Below are 14,603 nucleotides of genomic sequence, written 5' to 3'. Positions count from 1 at the left end.
CGCCCACAGCGACCTTCAATATGTCCTCCATGTTCAAATTGGGGCGAGTTTGCGACGAATTTGATTTGATTTGGCAGCAATAGGCGGTGGACTTCAGCTTCGTCCGCACCCTGTGAATTGCTCCAACGATCCGCTCCGCTTAGCCTTCGAACGGCCGGTTTTCGCGCCAACTTGCAGAGGAACAGACAGTGCGAGCGCCGCACAATTTGCGCTGCGTGTGCTCGCAGCATCATTAGAAGACTTCCGCCTTGGACTCTAAACCGCCATAGACCCTAAGCGCGCTTCTCCAACGTTGCCACGCCCATCACTTCAAGTACCTTCGCCTCGATATGCTCGGCATTCATGCCAACCACATCATACATCGCCTTTGGGCTGGCCTGATCAATAAAGATATCGGGCAGCACCATCGACCGGTACTTTAGGCCATCATCAAAGACGCCCTCGTCGGCCAATAGCTGAGCGACATGTGATCCAAAACCACCTACGGCGCCCTCTTCAACGGTGATCAGCGCATCGTGCTCCGCAGCCAGCTGCAAAATCAAATCCCGGTCGAGCGGTTTGGCAAAGCGGGCATCAGCCACCGTCGGTTTGATCCCCTTCGCTCCCAGAGCTTCACAGGCTGCAACCACCTCTTGCAAGCGTGTGCCAAAAGACAGGATCGCCACCTGTTTGCCCTCGCGGATCATCCGGCCCTTGCCAATCTCCAGCGGTTCCGCGTTTTCTGGGATGTCAACGCCCACACCTTCGCCCCGCGGAAAGCGGAAAGCGATAGGACCCTCATCATGCGCAGCGGCAGTGGCAACCATACGTACCAGTTCGGCCTCATCAGCCGCCGCCATCACAACAAGTCCGGGCAGGCTCGCCAGATAGCCGATATCAAAAGAGCCCGCATGGGTCGCACCGTCGGCCCCAACAAGCCCCGCACGATCAATCGCAAAGCGGACCGGCAAACGCTGGATCGCAACATCATGGACAACCTGATCATAGCCACGTTGCAAGAATGTCGAATAAAGCGCACAAAACGGACGCATGCCGCCAGCCGCAAGGCTGAGCACTAAATGTCACCGCATGCTGCTCGGCGATCCCGACATCAAAACAGCGGCTGGTATAGCGTTCCATAAACTTGGTCAGGCCCGTGCCGTCTGGCATCGCCGCCGTTATCGCACAAATCTTAGGATCATCGGCGGCCAGCTTGCACAGGGTTTCCGAGAACACAGAGGTATAAGATGGCGCATTGCTTGGCGCTTTCTTTTGCTGTCCGGTGATGACATCAAACTTGGCCGTCGCATGACCCTTGTCGTTGGCGCGCTCGGCAGGCGCATAGCCTTTGCCCTTCTTCGTAATCGCATGGATCAGGATCGGGCCATCGGCACGCTCTTTCACCGTGCGCAGCACGGACAAAAGCTGTTCCATATCGTGCCCATCAATCGGACCCAGATAGGAAAAACCCAGCTCTTCAAACAGCGTCCCACCCACGGTCATATGCTTAAGCATATCCTTAGCGCGCTTGGCCCCTTCGCGAAACGGTTCTGGCAGCAGCGAGACAGCGCCTTTGGCGGCAGCTTTGAACTCCTGAAACGGTTCACCAGCATAGAGACGCGACAGATAGGATGACATCGCCCCGGTCGGCGGCGCAATCGACATTTCATTGTCATTGAGGATCACGATCAGGCGTTTACCCAAATGACCGGCATTATTCATTGCCTCATAAGCCATGCCCGCCGACATCGCGCCATCGCCGATCACGGCAATCGCATCGCCACCTTCACCGCCCAGATCACGGGCCACAGCAAAACCAAGGGCCGCTGATATCGATGTACTGGAGTGGGCCGCGCCAAACGGGTCATAGGGGCTCTCGGACCGCTTGGTAAAACCACTCAACCCACCTTCGGTCCGCAAGGTGCGAATACGGTCCCGGCGCCCTGTCAGGATCTTGTGCGGGTAACACTGGTGCGACACATCCCAGATGATCTTGTCCTTGGGCGCATCAAAAACGGCGTGCAACGCCACTGTCATCTCAACCACACCCAGACCGGCACCCAAATGCCCGCCCGTCACGGATACAGCCGAAATCGTCTCGGCCCGCAATTCATCTGCCAGCTGGCGCAACTCGGCGTCTGACATGCCTTTCATGTCATCAGGCATGTTGACGCGATCCAGAACAGGGGTGTGGGGCTGGTCAGACATAGCGACCCTTCTTAATGCGTGCGCGCAATCACAAACTGTGCGGCCTCTTTCAACGTGTCGGCGTCGTCACCATAGGGAGATAGCGCATCACAGGCCTCTTCCACCAGCGCTGCCGCGCGGCTTTTTGCCCCATCCAGGCCAAGTAGTGACACAAAAGTGGCTTTGCCAGCCGCAGCATCCTTGCCAACGGCCTTACCGACAGTATCGGCGTCTCCCGTCGTATCCAGCACGTCATCGGCAATCTGAAAGGCCAGACCAAGGTAAGCACCGTAAATCGAAAGCGGTTCCCGCTCCGCTTCGGCCATACGCGGCCCAACAAGGGCTGACCACGAAATCAACGCGCCTGTCTTGGCCGCCTGCAAATCCATAACTTGCTGCAAATCAAGCGGTACTGCGGCGGTTTCAGCAGCAATATCAGCCGCCTGTCCACCAACCATGCCACGGACACCCGCAGCGTTGGCCAATGACATGATCAGGTTCAGTTTCGCCCGTGGTCCGCATTCGGCCTGTACCAGCAATTCAAACGCCAGGGCCTGCAATCCGTCACCTGCCAGAACGGCCGTCGCCTCATCCCACTTTTTATGCACCGTCGGCTGACCACGACGCAGCTCATCGTCATCCATGCAAGGCAGGTCATCGTGAACCAGCGAATAAGCATGGATGCATTCAATTGCAGCGGCAGCACCGGCCACAGCGACCGGATTGATCCCGAGCATGCGTGCTGTTTCCAAAGCCAAAAACGCCCGCAAAGCCTTACCACCCGAGGCGGCATAGAGCATCGCCGCCGGCACATCGCCCTCCAATCCGGTCAGCGCAAAACCAATTCTGGCTTCCGCAATCTTTGATGCGTTTGCCAAAGCCTTTTCCAAAGGTTTGCGTTGCAAGGCGGCGATTTGATATGTCTGCGCGCCCTCAGCCATCGAGTGGAGCCGTCCCTGCTGGTGCGCCGCCTTCACCCAAAGTGATCTTGGCGACCTTTTCTTCGGCCTCTTTCAACTTGGCCTCGCAACGGGCTTTCAATGCCGCACCACGCTCATAAAGGGCGATGCTTTCATCCAAGGCAACATCGCCGCGTTCAAGCTGGCCGACAACCGTTTCCAGCTCTTTGATCGCATCTTCAAAACTCATCTTTTCAACGTCGGTCATCGGCCGCGTTCCTCCAATACCTTCACATGGGCTGCCGCAGATGCGCCCAATGCCGCCAAGTCATATCCACCTTCTAAACTCGATACCACCCGACCCTGACAATGACGGTCGGCCACATCACACAGGCGTTCGGTGACCCAACCAAAATCTTCGGTCGTCAGGTTCATACCCGCCAATGGATCATCCATATGTGCATCAAATCCAGCCGAAATTATGACGAGTTGCGGAGAGAATGCGTCAACACGGGGCAAGACAACGCGTTCCATAACATCGCGAAACACCTTTGAGCTAGTCCCGCCGGGCAAGGGGACATTCAGCACATTATCCACACCCACCTCATGCGCGGCGCCCGTGCCGGGGTAAAGCGGGGATTGATGGGTCGAGCAGAACAGAATGCGCGGATCATCCTCGACCAGGTCCTGTGTGCCATTGCCGTGGTGGACATCAAAATCAACAATCGCCACGCGGTCCAGCCCATGATGGTCGAGCGCATGTTTGGCCCCAATCACGACATTGCCAAAAAAGCAAAATCCCATCGCCGTCTGCCGTTCCGCATGATGCCCCGGCGGGCGCACGGCGGCAAAGGCATTCGCCGCCTCACCGCCCAGCACCATATCCACGGCGCGGACCACGCCACCTGCCGCGCGATAGGCGGCTTTCAAGGTACCGACAGACATATGCGTATCGGCATCTAAGGAACGCCACCCCTCTGCGGGGGCCGCTGCACGAATAGCATCGACATGGGCTTTTGGGTGGGCGCGCAGCAGATCATCTTCCGCCGCCAACGGCGCCTTCACCCTCTGCAAATCAAAACCGCTCAGCGCACCCAAGACCGCATCCAATCGGGCCACCTGTTCAGGGTGGCCGGGGGGGTTACATGATCCGCGCAGTCTTCATGAGAAATTAGTGCTGTTGTCATGAAGACAAAAGACGAGATTCAGGGCCGAAGCACAACCGCCTTTGTCATCAATGCGTAGCACCTTTCCACTTGTTGATCATAAATCCTAAGTTAGTCTATTGAAGTGATCCGCTTCTTTCTTCAATCCATATGCGTACTGCTTCTCACCGTGCTGACGCAGATCGGTGGTCTGGCATGGATCGTAGCACTTATGTTCCGCAGACGGTTGTTCGCGTTTCTGCTGACGTACACGGCGATGACGCTCGGGACACTCTGGATCGCGCCCAGCTTTGGCCGCACTGCATTGAGCTGCGCCGCGGATGGCCCTCTTCAGGTGCAACACTGGATGTACTGTGCCCTGAACCGAAACTACGTGACGCCTGAACTCGCCGAAGCCCTCGAAGCAACGGCAATTGAGATGGATGAACGCTATCCGGGTACGGTCACGCTGGTTCTGGATGCAAACTTCCCATTCTTCGATAACTTTCCGCTACTTCCGCACCTGTCCCACGACGATGGTGAGAAAGCGGATCTCGCATTCTATTACCAAGATGGGACAGGGTATCTGGCTGGAGCGACGCGCTCCCCCATCGGGTACTTTGCCTTTGAGCCGGGGCCAACCAATTGCACACCCACTTGGCCATCACTGCGATGGGACTTTGTAGCGCTGCAACCGCTGTGGCCGAACTATACGTTGGCACCCGAACGCAACCGCGCGGTGCTGCAAATTCTAGCAGATGATCCACGCATAGGGCGCATTTTCGTCGAACCGCATCTGCTTCAAAGCCTCGACATCACCCACACCAAGATCCGCTTCCAAGGATGCCGGGCTGCCCGCCACGATGATCATATCCACCTACAGCTCAGGTAAAATCCAGGTCAATCATCTTCTCATGTTGAAAAATACCGCGGGGGCGGTTTCCGTCTACTCCGGTGCCAGCATATACCCTGCACCGCGTACCGTCTGTAGATAGCGCGGTTGCTTGGGGTCCAGCTCAATCTTGCGGCGCAGCCGCGTGATCTGCACATCCACCGCGCGTTCCTGGGTCTGTCCGCCCGACCGGCTCAACTCCTCAACCAGCCGGGTCCGCGTCACCGCCTCACCCGGAGAACCCGAGAAGATGCGCATCAACTGGCTTTCCGTCGCGGTCAACCGCACCAGCTTTTCACCATGCCACATCTCGCCGCGCTCAATGTCATAGCGCACGGGACCCATATTGAGGACCTTGGGCAAGACAACTGCAGGCTCTGCCGCAGGCATGCGGCGCAGAATGGCGTTGATGCGCAGCAGTAGTTCCTTTGGCTCGAACGGTTTGGCCAGATAATCATCCGCCCCGGCCTCAAGCCCGGTAATCCGGTCATCCGTGCCGCCCTTGGCGGTCAGCAACATGATCGGCGTCGTGATCGTTTTGCGCAGATCACGGCAGAGCGCCATGCCATCTTCGCCCGGCATCATCACATCCAGCACGATCAAATCAAACTCCAGCCCCGACAGAATGCGCCGCGCGTGCGCGGCATCGCGGGCGGTACTGACGAGGAAACCGGACCGCATCAGGAACTTCTGCAGAAGACCACGAATACGCTCATCATCGTCGACAATTAGCAAGTGTGCGTCATCGTTACTCATTCCGGTCTATCCTTCATCGCCTCATAATGGTGGCGCGGTTCTTCATCCATCATCGCTTCCAGCACCTGTCGAAACCCGACAACCGCCGCCGGACCAGCCGCACGATAAGCGGCGCGCATCCGGTCCCGCTGGGCATCAGAGAGTTCACGCTCCAACGCGGCACCGGCCTCTGTCAAATGCAGATGGCGCTCGCGCTTATCACGCTGCCCTACGGTGCTCGCTACCAAACCGTCTTCGATCAAAGTACGCAACACACGATTAAGCGATTGTTTTGTAACGCCAAGAATGGACAACAGATTATTCACCGTCGTTCCGGGGCTGCGATGAATGAAATGGATGGCCCGGTGGTGGGCACGACCATAGGACTTTTGCGCAAGGATTCGGTCAGGATCCGCCGTAAACCCGCGATATGCAAAGAACATCGCCTCAATCCCTTTGCGCAGCTGCTCATCCGTCAGGAACAGCAGGCTCTGGCCCATCTGCGGCGGCATCCCATCGTTCATGCGCGTCCTCCCATTGGTCGTTCACCCACAATACGTCAGCTTTGTTGACATTCCAAGAATCAACTCGTAAGAAAATGCAGAAACTGCGCAATATTATGTCCGAAACGGACCTATCAGCGTAACAAATGCAAATCGGATGGAGGATACGATGGCCGGTGCATATGACGACAGAGACGGAAAGATCTGGATGGACGGCCAGTTGGTCGACTGGCGCGATGCAAAAGTGCACGTCCTGACACATGCCATGCACTACGCCTCATCCGTTTTTGAGGGTGAGCGGTGCTACTCTGGCAAAATCTTCAAATCGCGCGCACACTCTGAGCGTTTGATCAAATCCGGTCAACTGATCGACTTTGAAATCCCCTATACGGTGGATGAAATCGAGGCCGCAAAACAGGCCGCACTTGATGCCAACGGGTTGACCGATGCCTATGTGCGCCCCGTTGCGTGGCGCGGTTCCGGTGAAGACATGGGTGTCGCCGCGGCCCGCAACCCGGTCCATCTGGCCGTAGCGGTTTGGGAATGGGGCAACTACTATGGCGACGCCAAGATGAAGGGCGCCAAGCTTGATATCGCAAAGTGGAAACGCCCCAGCCCCGAAACCGCCCCATCGCAGGCCAAAGCAGCCGGTCTCTATATGATCGCCACCATGTCCAAACATGCGGCAGAGGCAAAGGGCTGTTCCGACGCCATGATGTTCGACTATCGCGGCTATGTGGCCGAAGCGACGGGTGCCAACATCTTCTTCGTGAAAGACGGCGAGGTGCACACGCCCAAAGCCGACGCCTTCCTGAACGGGATCACCCGCCAGACTGTGATCGGGATGCTCAAAGACAAAGGGTTGACCGTGAATGAACGGGTCATCATGCCCGAAGAACTGGAAGGGTTCGAGCAATGCTGGCTGACAGGTACGGCAGCGGAGGTCACCCCGGTTGGCGAAATCGGTGACTACAATTTTGAGGTTGGCGCGATCACGCGCGAGATCTCAGAAGACTACGAGAAATTGGTGCGAGCCTAACGCCATCATCACCAATACGAAAAGGGGCGCTCTGGCGCCCCTTATTGCATTCTAAGGCTCCATACCACGCGCGAACAGCGTGTAGAACTTTGCGCGATGATCCCACGCTCTGTTCCGGCGGCGGCGTTGCAGTGCGAGCGTTGCCCGATGCGGGCCGTTCTGGCGTTCGATCGCCACGGCCTGTTTCATCATTGCCGGTGAAACAGTCTTTGGTCTGTCGAGTACATGTTTTGTCATCTCATCCTCCGATCTGATCCCCTACCATACCATATCTCCAAAATGATTGCGCGCTTATCGGCAAACTTCGACCAATGCCCACATTTCACATGAAGGAAAGCGCAGACGGCCAATTCTCATAAAATTGTACCCGATTTCGAAACAATAAATATCTGAATGTGTTCGTCGCAGACAAAGTTCAGACCGCTTTCAGTGCGATACCTAAAACGTACAGAAAGTAAAAGTGTCATGATATTTCCCAGCAACGTCAACGCACTACCGATATCCCACAAATCAAAGCTTTCGGAGAGTGAGATGCACTTGCGCCGTGTGCTCAAGTCGTCGCCACAAGACCTGTGGCTGGACACTTTGCGGCGTACTCGCGGGCCAGAGCATGACACTTTGGTTTATTGGATGCTGGGCCAGACAGAGTGTGATTTTGCGATTGCGGTGCATGCGTTTTATCGCAGCGACCCTGTGCTGCATCTTGATGATCCAAAACCGCTGCCGCTGCGCCCCGGGCCTTCTGACCTCTTTGCGCTTGTTTTGCTCAATTGGGATACAGGGTCATACCGGACGCATCGTGTTCAGGTCGAACCCTTGGATGCAGACCCACGGGCGATTGCCCGCACCAAGCAAAAACTGATGGCGCACCCCCAAGGATCTCTGCCATTCAAGATCCCGCAGCGCTTTCTGGAACCAACAGGCGGCGCCCCAATCAAAGTTCCACCACATTTGCAACCAAACGAAGTATCACATCTGTGGTCGATCTTTTCGGAGCTTGGTTTGCAGGTCGACGCCAACCCACCCGGTTTTGTTCGCAGGGTCGCACGTGCAAAGGCGCTGTTCCAAAGGTTCAGTGCAATCGGACGACGGGCCTAGTTGCCCACATTCCCCGTCGCCTTACGTTGCTGCGCACGTTGCAAACCAAGCGCACGCTCGCGCCAAATAATCAGCACGCCAGCAGCAATCACGATTCCTGCTCCAATCAGCATCGTGCCTGTCGGCACCTCATCAAAGATGAAGTACCCAATCAAAAGCGCCAATATCATTGACGTATAGTCAAAGGGCGCAACCAGTGATGCATCGGCATAGCGATAGCTGGAAGTCAGCAATATCTGCCCAATCCCACCCAACAAACCCGCCATCACCAGCATGACGGCCACATGGACAGGGGGCACAACCCAGCCCCATGGCAGCGTAAACAGCGCCATCACCGAAGAGGTGATTGTGAACCAAAAGACAATCGCGGCAGTTGTCTCGGTCGCCACCAGTTTACGGACAAACACCTGCGCCAGCGCCGCTAAAACGGCACCCATCAGCACCACAACGGCACCCAATGTCTCGGACGTATTCAGTGTCGCCCCCACCGAAAGACGCGGCGAAAGCACGATCAAAACCCCCATCATCCCCATGGCGACTGCGGATAGCCGAAAGGCACGCACGTTTTCATTCAGAAACATTGCCGCAAACACGACCACTAAAAGAGGGGCGGCATAGCCAATCGCCGTGACCTCTGGCAGAGGCAACAGCCCAAGGCCTGTAAATCCCAGCCCCATAGCGGATGTGCCGACCAAACCACGCCAAAAATGACCCAATGGGTTTTTGGTTTTCCAGCCATCACGCAACTCATGCCGGATGGCCAGCCAGCCCAGAATAATCGGCAGCGCAAAGAAAGACCGAAAGAAAACAGCCTGCCCGGGCGGCACGTCTGCGGATGCGGCTTTGATCAGGCTAGCCATCCCCATGAACATGCAGACCGACATGATCTTGAAAATGATGCCGCGGAATGGCTGCATGGGTCTTCCCTTCGTGGCGACACTAAGGCGTGATCAAACCACAATGAAGCCTTTTTCGCTTGCTAATGTCTGACGTTAGGTTATCGAAAACCAAATCAGGCTAAGAAGCAGTGTATGCAAGATAAAATTCAGACTCCCGCAAACATGGCCCCGCGCGACTGGGTCCGAATTTTAGCCAAGTATCGTGAACCCAGCAGCATCCGCAGCAGCTTTGAACTTGCCATCAGTTTGATCCCCTTTGTTGTGCTTTGGGTGCTGGCCTGCTGGGTGGCACAATATAGCTATTTTGCAGCGTTTGTGATCTCTGCGGCCAATGGCCTATTTCTGCTGCGCCTGTTTTGTATTCAACACGATTGCGGGCACGGCTCGTTCTACGATAACCGCAATGTCAGCGACTGGATCGGGCGCGCTCTGGGCGTTGTCACGCTGACCCCATATGATGTTTGGCGGCGCACCCATTCCATCCATCACAGTCACGCAGGTGATCTTGACCAGCGTGGCATCGGTGATGTGATGACTCTGACCGTCGAAGAATACCATCAGCGCACCGCATTTGGGCGCTTCCTATACCGCGCCTACCGGCATCCTTTCGTGATGTTTGGCCTCGGTCCGACCTACCTGTTTTTCCTGCAAAATCGGCTGCCGCTGGGGCTGATGGACCAGGGGCGCAAATACTGGATCAGCGCGATGGGTACCAACGCGGCAATCCTCACAATTCTTGGCACAATCGTCTACTTCGGTGGGTTTCAGGCGCTCTTCCTCGTCTTCCTGCCAACAACCCTGATCGCCTCATCTATCGGCGTTTGGTTGTTCTATGTCCAACACCAGTTCGAAACGACGCATTGGGAACAAAACGAAGATTGGCAACTGCACGAAGCCGCCTTGCACGGCAGTTCACACTATGACCTGCCACCGATCCTGCGCTGGTTCACAGCCAACATCGGCATTCACCATGTGCATCACCTTTACAGCCGCATCCCGTTCTACCGGCTTACAGAGGTGCTGCGTGACCACAACGAACTGGTCGAAGTCAGCCGTATGACGATCGCACAAAGCATCAAATGCGCGAGCCTTGATCTGTGGGATGAAAAGTCGCGTCGCCTGATTTCATTTGCTGCAGCGCGCAAGCTGGCGGTTTAACCGGGCGTCACGCGCAGTATCTCACCTGCGTCAAGCAAGACCAAAACCGCACCGTCATCCAAGACCTCAACGTCGCGGATGCGGCCCACATCGGTCAGCATCCGCTCTTCCCCGACCACACGGCCATCCTGTATTTTCAGGCGCACAAGCCCACCAGGGTTCAGTGACGCAATCAGCAGATCACCCTGCCAATCGGCATAGGGCCCATCGTAAAACATCATACCCCCGGGTGCGATCACCGGGTCCCAGTAATAAACCGGCTCTTCAAACCCCGCCGCGCGCGCCTGGCCTTCACCCACATCCGATCCACGATAGTTGATCCCATAGCTCACCACTGGCCATCCGTAATTCAGCCCTGCTTTGGGTTGGTTCAACTCGTCGCCACCACGCGGCCCATGCTCAATCGTCCAAAGCCCGCCCGGCCCTATCGCCGCGCCCTGCATGTTACGATGCCCCAGCGACCAGATCTGATCATCCCCCTCGCGACCAACAAAGGGATTGTTGGCAGGCACAGATCCATCCGCATTGACACGAATAACCTTGCCATGCGTGCTGTTAATGTTCTGCACCAGCGTACCACCATCCCCCGCACCCCGATCACCGGTCGTAATCCAAACCGTACCATCCGGCATTGGAATGATCCGGCTACCAAAATGGCGCCCATTCCGGGCCGGGCTGTCCTGCACGAAGATGTCGCGCACCTCACTCAAGCTTCCATCGGTCGCCAGCACGCCACGCGCCGCAGCAGTCACCAAACCACCGCGCACTGACTTCGCGTATGTCCAGAATACTATACGATCCTGCGCAAATCCGGGTGACACAGCCACATCGAGCAATCCACCCTGACCTTGGGCGGCGACATCCGGCAACCCGGATAGCGGACCAGACACGCTGCCATCCGCATTGATCACCCGCAATGCGCCGGGCTTTTCAGTAACTAGAAACTGCCCCGCACCCAAAGGTGCAATCCCCCAAGGGCCGTCCAATCCTTCGGCGAAGACCTCAACGGTGATTGGTGTATCGGCCATTGCGGGCGCACGGGTCTGTTCGGCAAAGGCAGGCGCAAAGTCAGCATTTGCGCGGCCTTGTGCCACTTGCGCATTGGCAACCACCGGCAACAGCATCAAAGCAAGAATACGGATCATGATCAGTCCTCCTTCAACCGCAAGATAGCCCAGCGCGCCGCATCGGCCACCGCCGGGTCAAGGTCATCAACCAAAGGTGAAATGACGGCGAGGAGCGCAGGATCACCCGAGTTCCCAATCGCATAAGCCACATTGCGCACAAAACGATCCCGGCCAATGCGTTTGATCGGCGACCCAGCGAACTTCGCACGAAACGTCGCATCATCAAGACCCGCGAGATCAGCAAGCGGCGGCGCGATCAAATCATCCCGCGCGGCGAGTTTTGCATCGCGCCCCTCAACCGCAAACTTGTTCCAGGGACAGATTGCCAGACAATCATCACAGCCATATATTCGGTTACCAATCAAGGCGCGCAGGTCTTCATCCACGGGCCCATTATGCTCAATTGTCAGATAGGAAATACAGCGCCGCGCATCCAACTGATAAGGGGCGGGAAACGCCGCCGTTGGGCAAATATCCAAACATGCGGTGCACGACCCACAATGGCTGATCTCGGCCTGATCAGACTCCAATTCCACCGTCGTAAAAATCGCGCCAAGAAAGAACCAGTTCCCCAAATCACGGCTCAACAGGTTGGTATGTTTGCCCTGCCAACCAAGGCCCGCAGCCTGCGCCAAAGGCTTCTCCATTACCGGTGCGGTATCAACAAATACTTTGATCTCGGCCCCCGGCGCCTGCTCAATCAGCCAGCGACCAACCCGCTTGAGTCGTTTTTTGACGACATCATGATAGTCGCGGTTCTGCGCATAGACACTGATGGCAGCCCGATCCGATTCCTCCAACACCGCCAAAGGATCATGCTCCGGCGTATACGGCTCTGCCAGCATGATCACCGACCGCGCTTCCGGCCATAAAGCCGCCGGATCGGACCGCCATTGCATCCGCTCTGCCATCCAGCCCATCTGCCCATGCAGTCCTGCATCGACAAAAGACTGCAGGCGTTCAGGCAGTTCTGGCACCGCATCCGGCCGACACACCCCAACAGAGGCAAACCCCGCCTCATGCGCAAACGTCACAAGCTGCTCTTTCAAGCTTCTCATGTTCCAAAATACCTCGGGGGCAGGACCGAAGGGACAGGGGGCTGGCCCCCTTTAGAAATCCAGATCAGCATAATGTGCAGCAGGCTGAAAGCCGGGCACCTCGTCCGCCAGGATCGACCGGAATGCCGGACGGGATTTGATCTTGGCATACCAGTCTTTCAGAACCTCATGCCGGTTCCAATCCACATCGCTGGTATAATCGAGGCAGGACAGCTGTGCCGCAGCCGCGAAATCAGCCAATGTCATATCGTTTCCCGCCAGCCAACGGCGCTCATCCAGCAAACGCGCCATATAGTCGAGGTGGTACTTAATCGCCTTCGCACCCGCCTTTACATTCGTACTGTCGGGATAGCCACGCCCCATCACCTTACGGTTCACACGTTCACCTGTCAGGTTGATCGTGACCTCATGATAAAACTTATCATCAAACCAGCCTACCAAACGACGCACTTCGCAACGCGCATCGGTTGTTTTGGGCAACAAAGCCGGCTGTCGGGTGGGTCTCTTCGATGTACTCACAAATCGCCACGCTATCTGACAGCGTGCGCCCATCAATTTTCAACACCGGCACTTTACCCGCCGGGTTGCGGCGCAGAAAATCCGGGTTTTCTTCCCAATAGCGTTCCTCGACCAGCCCGACTTCGATCTTCTTCTCGCCCAGACACAAACGGACTTTGCGGGAAAACGGAGACAGTGGGTAATGGTAAAGGGTGTTCATGATGGGCTCACTTAAGGGACTGTCCCTTCAATGCCGCAAGCTGCCGCCCTGATCAATGGCTCGGTCAGTTTTCAAAGCATTCCGCGCGCCCGTCCGCCGCAATAGTCGCCGCTCCACTCATGATCGAAGCAGCCCGGTTGCGGGTGAACGTGCTGGGGTTACTGGCCGAGCGGTTCTTGGGCGACGGCAAAATGGCAGCCAAACGGGACGCTTGGGTCGCTGAAAGGTCCGAGGCATCCACACCAAAGTAATGCCGCGCTGCCGCCTGCACCCCGAACACGCCTTCATCAAACTCGGCGACGTTCAGGTAAATCTCGACGATCCGGCGCTTGGACCAGACCGCCTCGGTCAGTGGTGTCCACAACGCCTCAATCGCCTTGCGCGACCAGCTGCGCCCGTGCCAGAGAAACACGTTCTTCACGACCTGCTGCGAAATGGTCGAGGCGCCACCGCGTCCGCGCTCCACAGCCGATTGGATCGCGTTCACATCGAGGCCCCAATGCAGGCAAAAATTCGCATCCTCTGCGGCCACGACCGCACGGGCCATCACCGGGGCGACATCTTCAATATCGACCCATTCCTGTTCGATATTGACCAACCGATGTGCCTCGGCCCACATGTAGGGCGTCGTGGGGGGATTGATGACGGCGTAAAGCAGCGTCCACATCAGAGCAAAAGAAAACGCCGCGAAAGCGCCCCAAAGAAACACCCTGCGAAAGAGCCGACGAACCCGGGCAACCGGGCCCAGTTTCTTGGTTTTCTTCGCTGGCTTTCTTTTGGGTGCCGACTTTTTTGCCGGTTTCTTTTTTGCTGAGCTCGTCTCTGCCATCAGGCACCATAAGCCACGGCAGGCGTTCACAGGTCAAGAAGATGAGTCACCAATCTAGGTTTTATCATGAAATCGTTGCGTGGTGCCCTCAGATTCATAACCGTCAGGTCGAAAGAAGTTCACGGCTCCTTTCGCTGCAGTTTCACACCACTTTGCCCCGCTCATCCCCTGTCGTACGACGAAACTAAAGTAGGCTTGACTAAGCAGTAAATGGGACAGTGCCAAGACGCCCAAAACCGGGAGGACTAGAAGTACCGCGATAGCAATTTTGGCAATGAGAATAGTCTCAAAAATGAGGGTAATTCGGGCTATCGCCGATAGTCCAATCGCACACCCT

13 protein-coding genes and 3 pseudogenes are annotated in these 14,603 nt (G+C 56.6%); 4 read left to right on the top strand and 12 right to left on the bottom strand.

Features of this window, described 5'->3' with window-relative positions:
* Positions 1 to 272: 272 nt before the first annotated feature.
* From dxs to QTO30_RS14945, 4 genes and pseudogenes are all read right to left on the bottom strand, one after another.
* Positions 273 to 2,187 (bottom strand): annotated as a pseudogene (gene dxs, locus QTO30_RS14960) (1-deoxy-D-xylulose-5-phosphate synthase).
* Positions 2,188 to 2,198: 11 nt separating this feature from the next.
* A complete protein-coding gene (locus tag QTO30_RS14955; RefSeq protein ID WP_340424893.1) occupies positions 2,199 to 3,107 on the bottom strand; it encodes a polyprenyl synthetase family protein in 909 nt (302 codons plus the stop codon).
* Positions 3,100 to 3,333 carry an exodeoxyribonuclease VII small subunit gene (locus QTO30_RS14950; RefSeq protein WP_340424892.1) on the bottom strand — a complete coding sequence of 78 codons (234 nt, stop codon included), beginning with the start codon at positions 3,331 to 3,333 and terminating at the stop codon, positions 3,100 to 3,102. Before QTO30_RS14950 ends, QTO30_RS14955 begins: the two co-directional genes overlap by 8 nt.
* Positions 3,330 to 4,252, bottom strand: a pseudogene (locus tag QTO30_RS14945) (histone deacetylase family protein). The gene QTO30_RS14950 and the pseudogene QTO30_RS14945 overlap by 4 nt, the downstream one beginning before the upstream one ends.
* A gap of 148 nt (positions 4,253 to 4,400) precedes the next feature.
* Between QTO30_RS14945 and QTO30_RS14940 the strand changes: the two are divergent.
* Positions 4,401 to 5,102 carry a hypothetical protein gene (locus QTO30_RS14940; RefSeq protein WP_340424891.1) on the top strand — a complete coding sequence of 234 codons (702 nt, stop codon included), beginning with the start codon at positions 4,401 to 4,403 and terminating at the stop codon, positions 5,100 to 5,102.
* Positions 5,103 to 5,156: 54 nt separating this feature from the next.
* Here the strand turns inward: QTO30_RS14940 and QTO30_RS14935 are convergent, their stop codons facing one another.
* Entirely contained in the window at positions 5,157 to 5,858 is a 702-nt protein-coding gene (locus QTO30_RS14935; protein WP_340424890.1) for a response regulator, read from the bottom strand.
* A complete protein-coding gene (locus QTO30_RS14930; RefSeq protein ID WP_340424889.1) occupies positions 5,855 to 6,361 on the bottom strand; it encodes a MarR family winged helix-turn-helix transcriptional regulator in 507 nt (168 codons plus the stop codon). The genes QTO30_RS14935 and QTO30_RS14930 overlap by 4 nt, the downstream gene beginning before the upstream one ends.
* A 148-nt stretch (positions 6,362 to 6,509) precedes the next feature.
* Between QTO30_RS14930 and QTO30_RS14925 the strand changes: the two genes are divergently transcribed.
* A complete protein-coding gene (locus QTO30_RS14925; RefSeq protein ID WP_340424888.1) occupies positions 6,510 to 7,379 on the top strand; it encodes a branched-chain amino acid aminotransferase in 870 nt (289 codons plus the stop codon).
* 51 nt (positions 7,380 to 7,430) lie between these two features.
* Here QTO30_RS14925 and QTO30_RS14920 read toward each other — a convergent pair whose 3' ends face one another.
* Positions 7,431 to 7,616 (bottom strand): hypothetical protein, encoded by a 186-nt coding sequence (locus tag QTO30_RS14920; RefSeq protein WP_340424887.1) that lies wholly within the window; start codon positions 7,614 to 7,616, stop codon positions 7,431 to 7,433.
* A 294-nt stretch (positions 7,617 to 7,910) separates the two neighbouring features.
* On the opposite strand from QTO30_RS14920, the gene QTO30_RS14915 reads away from it, so the two are divergent.
* The gene (locus QTO30_RS14915) at positions 7,911 to 8,477 is read left to right on the top strand and encodes a hypothetical protein (protein ID WP_340424886.1); all 567 of its coding nucleotides are present in this window, start codon (positions 7,911 to 7,913) and stop codon (positions 8,475 to 8,477) included.
* Here QTO30_RS14915 and QTO30_RS14910 read toward each other — a convergent pair.
* Entirely contained in the window at positions 8,474 to 9,394 is a 921-nt protein-coding gene (locus tag QTO30_RS14910; protein WP_340424885.1) for a DMT family transporter, read from the bottom strand. The two genes, QTO30_RS14915 and QTO30_RS14910, sit on opposite strands and share 4 nt — an antisense overlap.
* Positions 9,395 to 9,508: 114 nt before the next feature.
* Between QTO30_RS14910 and QTO30_RS14905 the strand changes: the two genes are divergently transcribed.
* Complete coding sequence (locus tag QTO30_RS14905; protein ID WP_340424884.1) at positions 9,509 to 10,534, top strand: fatty acid desaturase; 1,026 nt, start codon at positions 9,509 to 9,511, stop codon at positions 10,532 to 10,534.
* Here QTO30_RS14905 and QTO30_RS14900 read toward each other — a convergent pair.
* The 4 genes and pseudogenes from QTO30_RS14900 to mtgA all read right to left on the bottom strand — a co-directional run bounded on the left by QTO30_RS14900 (position 10,531) and on the right by mtgA (position 14,266).
* Positions 10,531 to 11,679, bottom strand: coding sequence for a PQQ-dependent sugar dehydrogenase (locus tag QTO30_RS14900; protein WP_340424883.1), 1,149 nt, complete (start codon positions 11,677 to 11,679; stop codon positions 10,531 to 10,533). The genes QTO30_RS14905 and QTO30_RS14900 overlap by 4 nt on opposite strands.
* A gap of 2 nt (positions 11,680 to 11,681) precedes the next feature.
* Complete coding sequence (gene queG / locus QTO30_RS14895) at positions 11,682 to 12,719, bottom strand: tRNA epoxyqueuosine(34) reductase QueG (protein WP_340424882.1); 1,038 nt, start codon at positions 12,717 to 12,719, stop codon at positions 11,682 to 11,684.
* A 51-nt stretch (positions 12,720 to 12,770) separates the two neighbouring features.
* A pseudogene (gene fzlA / locus QTO30_RS14890) lies at positions 12,771 to 13,437 on the bottom strand (FtsZ-binding protein FzlA).
* Positions 13,438 to 13,501: 64 nt separating this feature from the next.
* A complete protein-coding gene (mtgA, locus tag QTO30_RS14885) occupies positions 13,502 to 14,266 on the bottom strand; it encodes a monofunctional biosynthetic peptidoglycan transglycosylase (RefSeq protein ID WP_340424881.1) in 765 nt (254 codons plus the stop codon).
* Between the last annotated feature and the right edge of the window lie 337 nt (positions 14,267 to 14,603).

Source organism: Yoonia sp. GPGPB17, assembly GCF_037892195.1.
In the GTDB taxonomy this organism is placed as follows: Bacteria; Pseudomonadota; Alphaproteobacteria; order Rhodobacterales; family Rhodobacteraceae; genus Yoonia.
The sequence above is the reverse complement of the archived record's forward strand: the minus strand, read 5'-3'. Positions and strand labels throughout refer to the sequence as shown.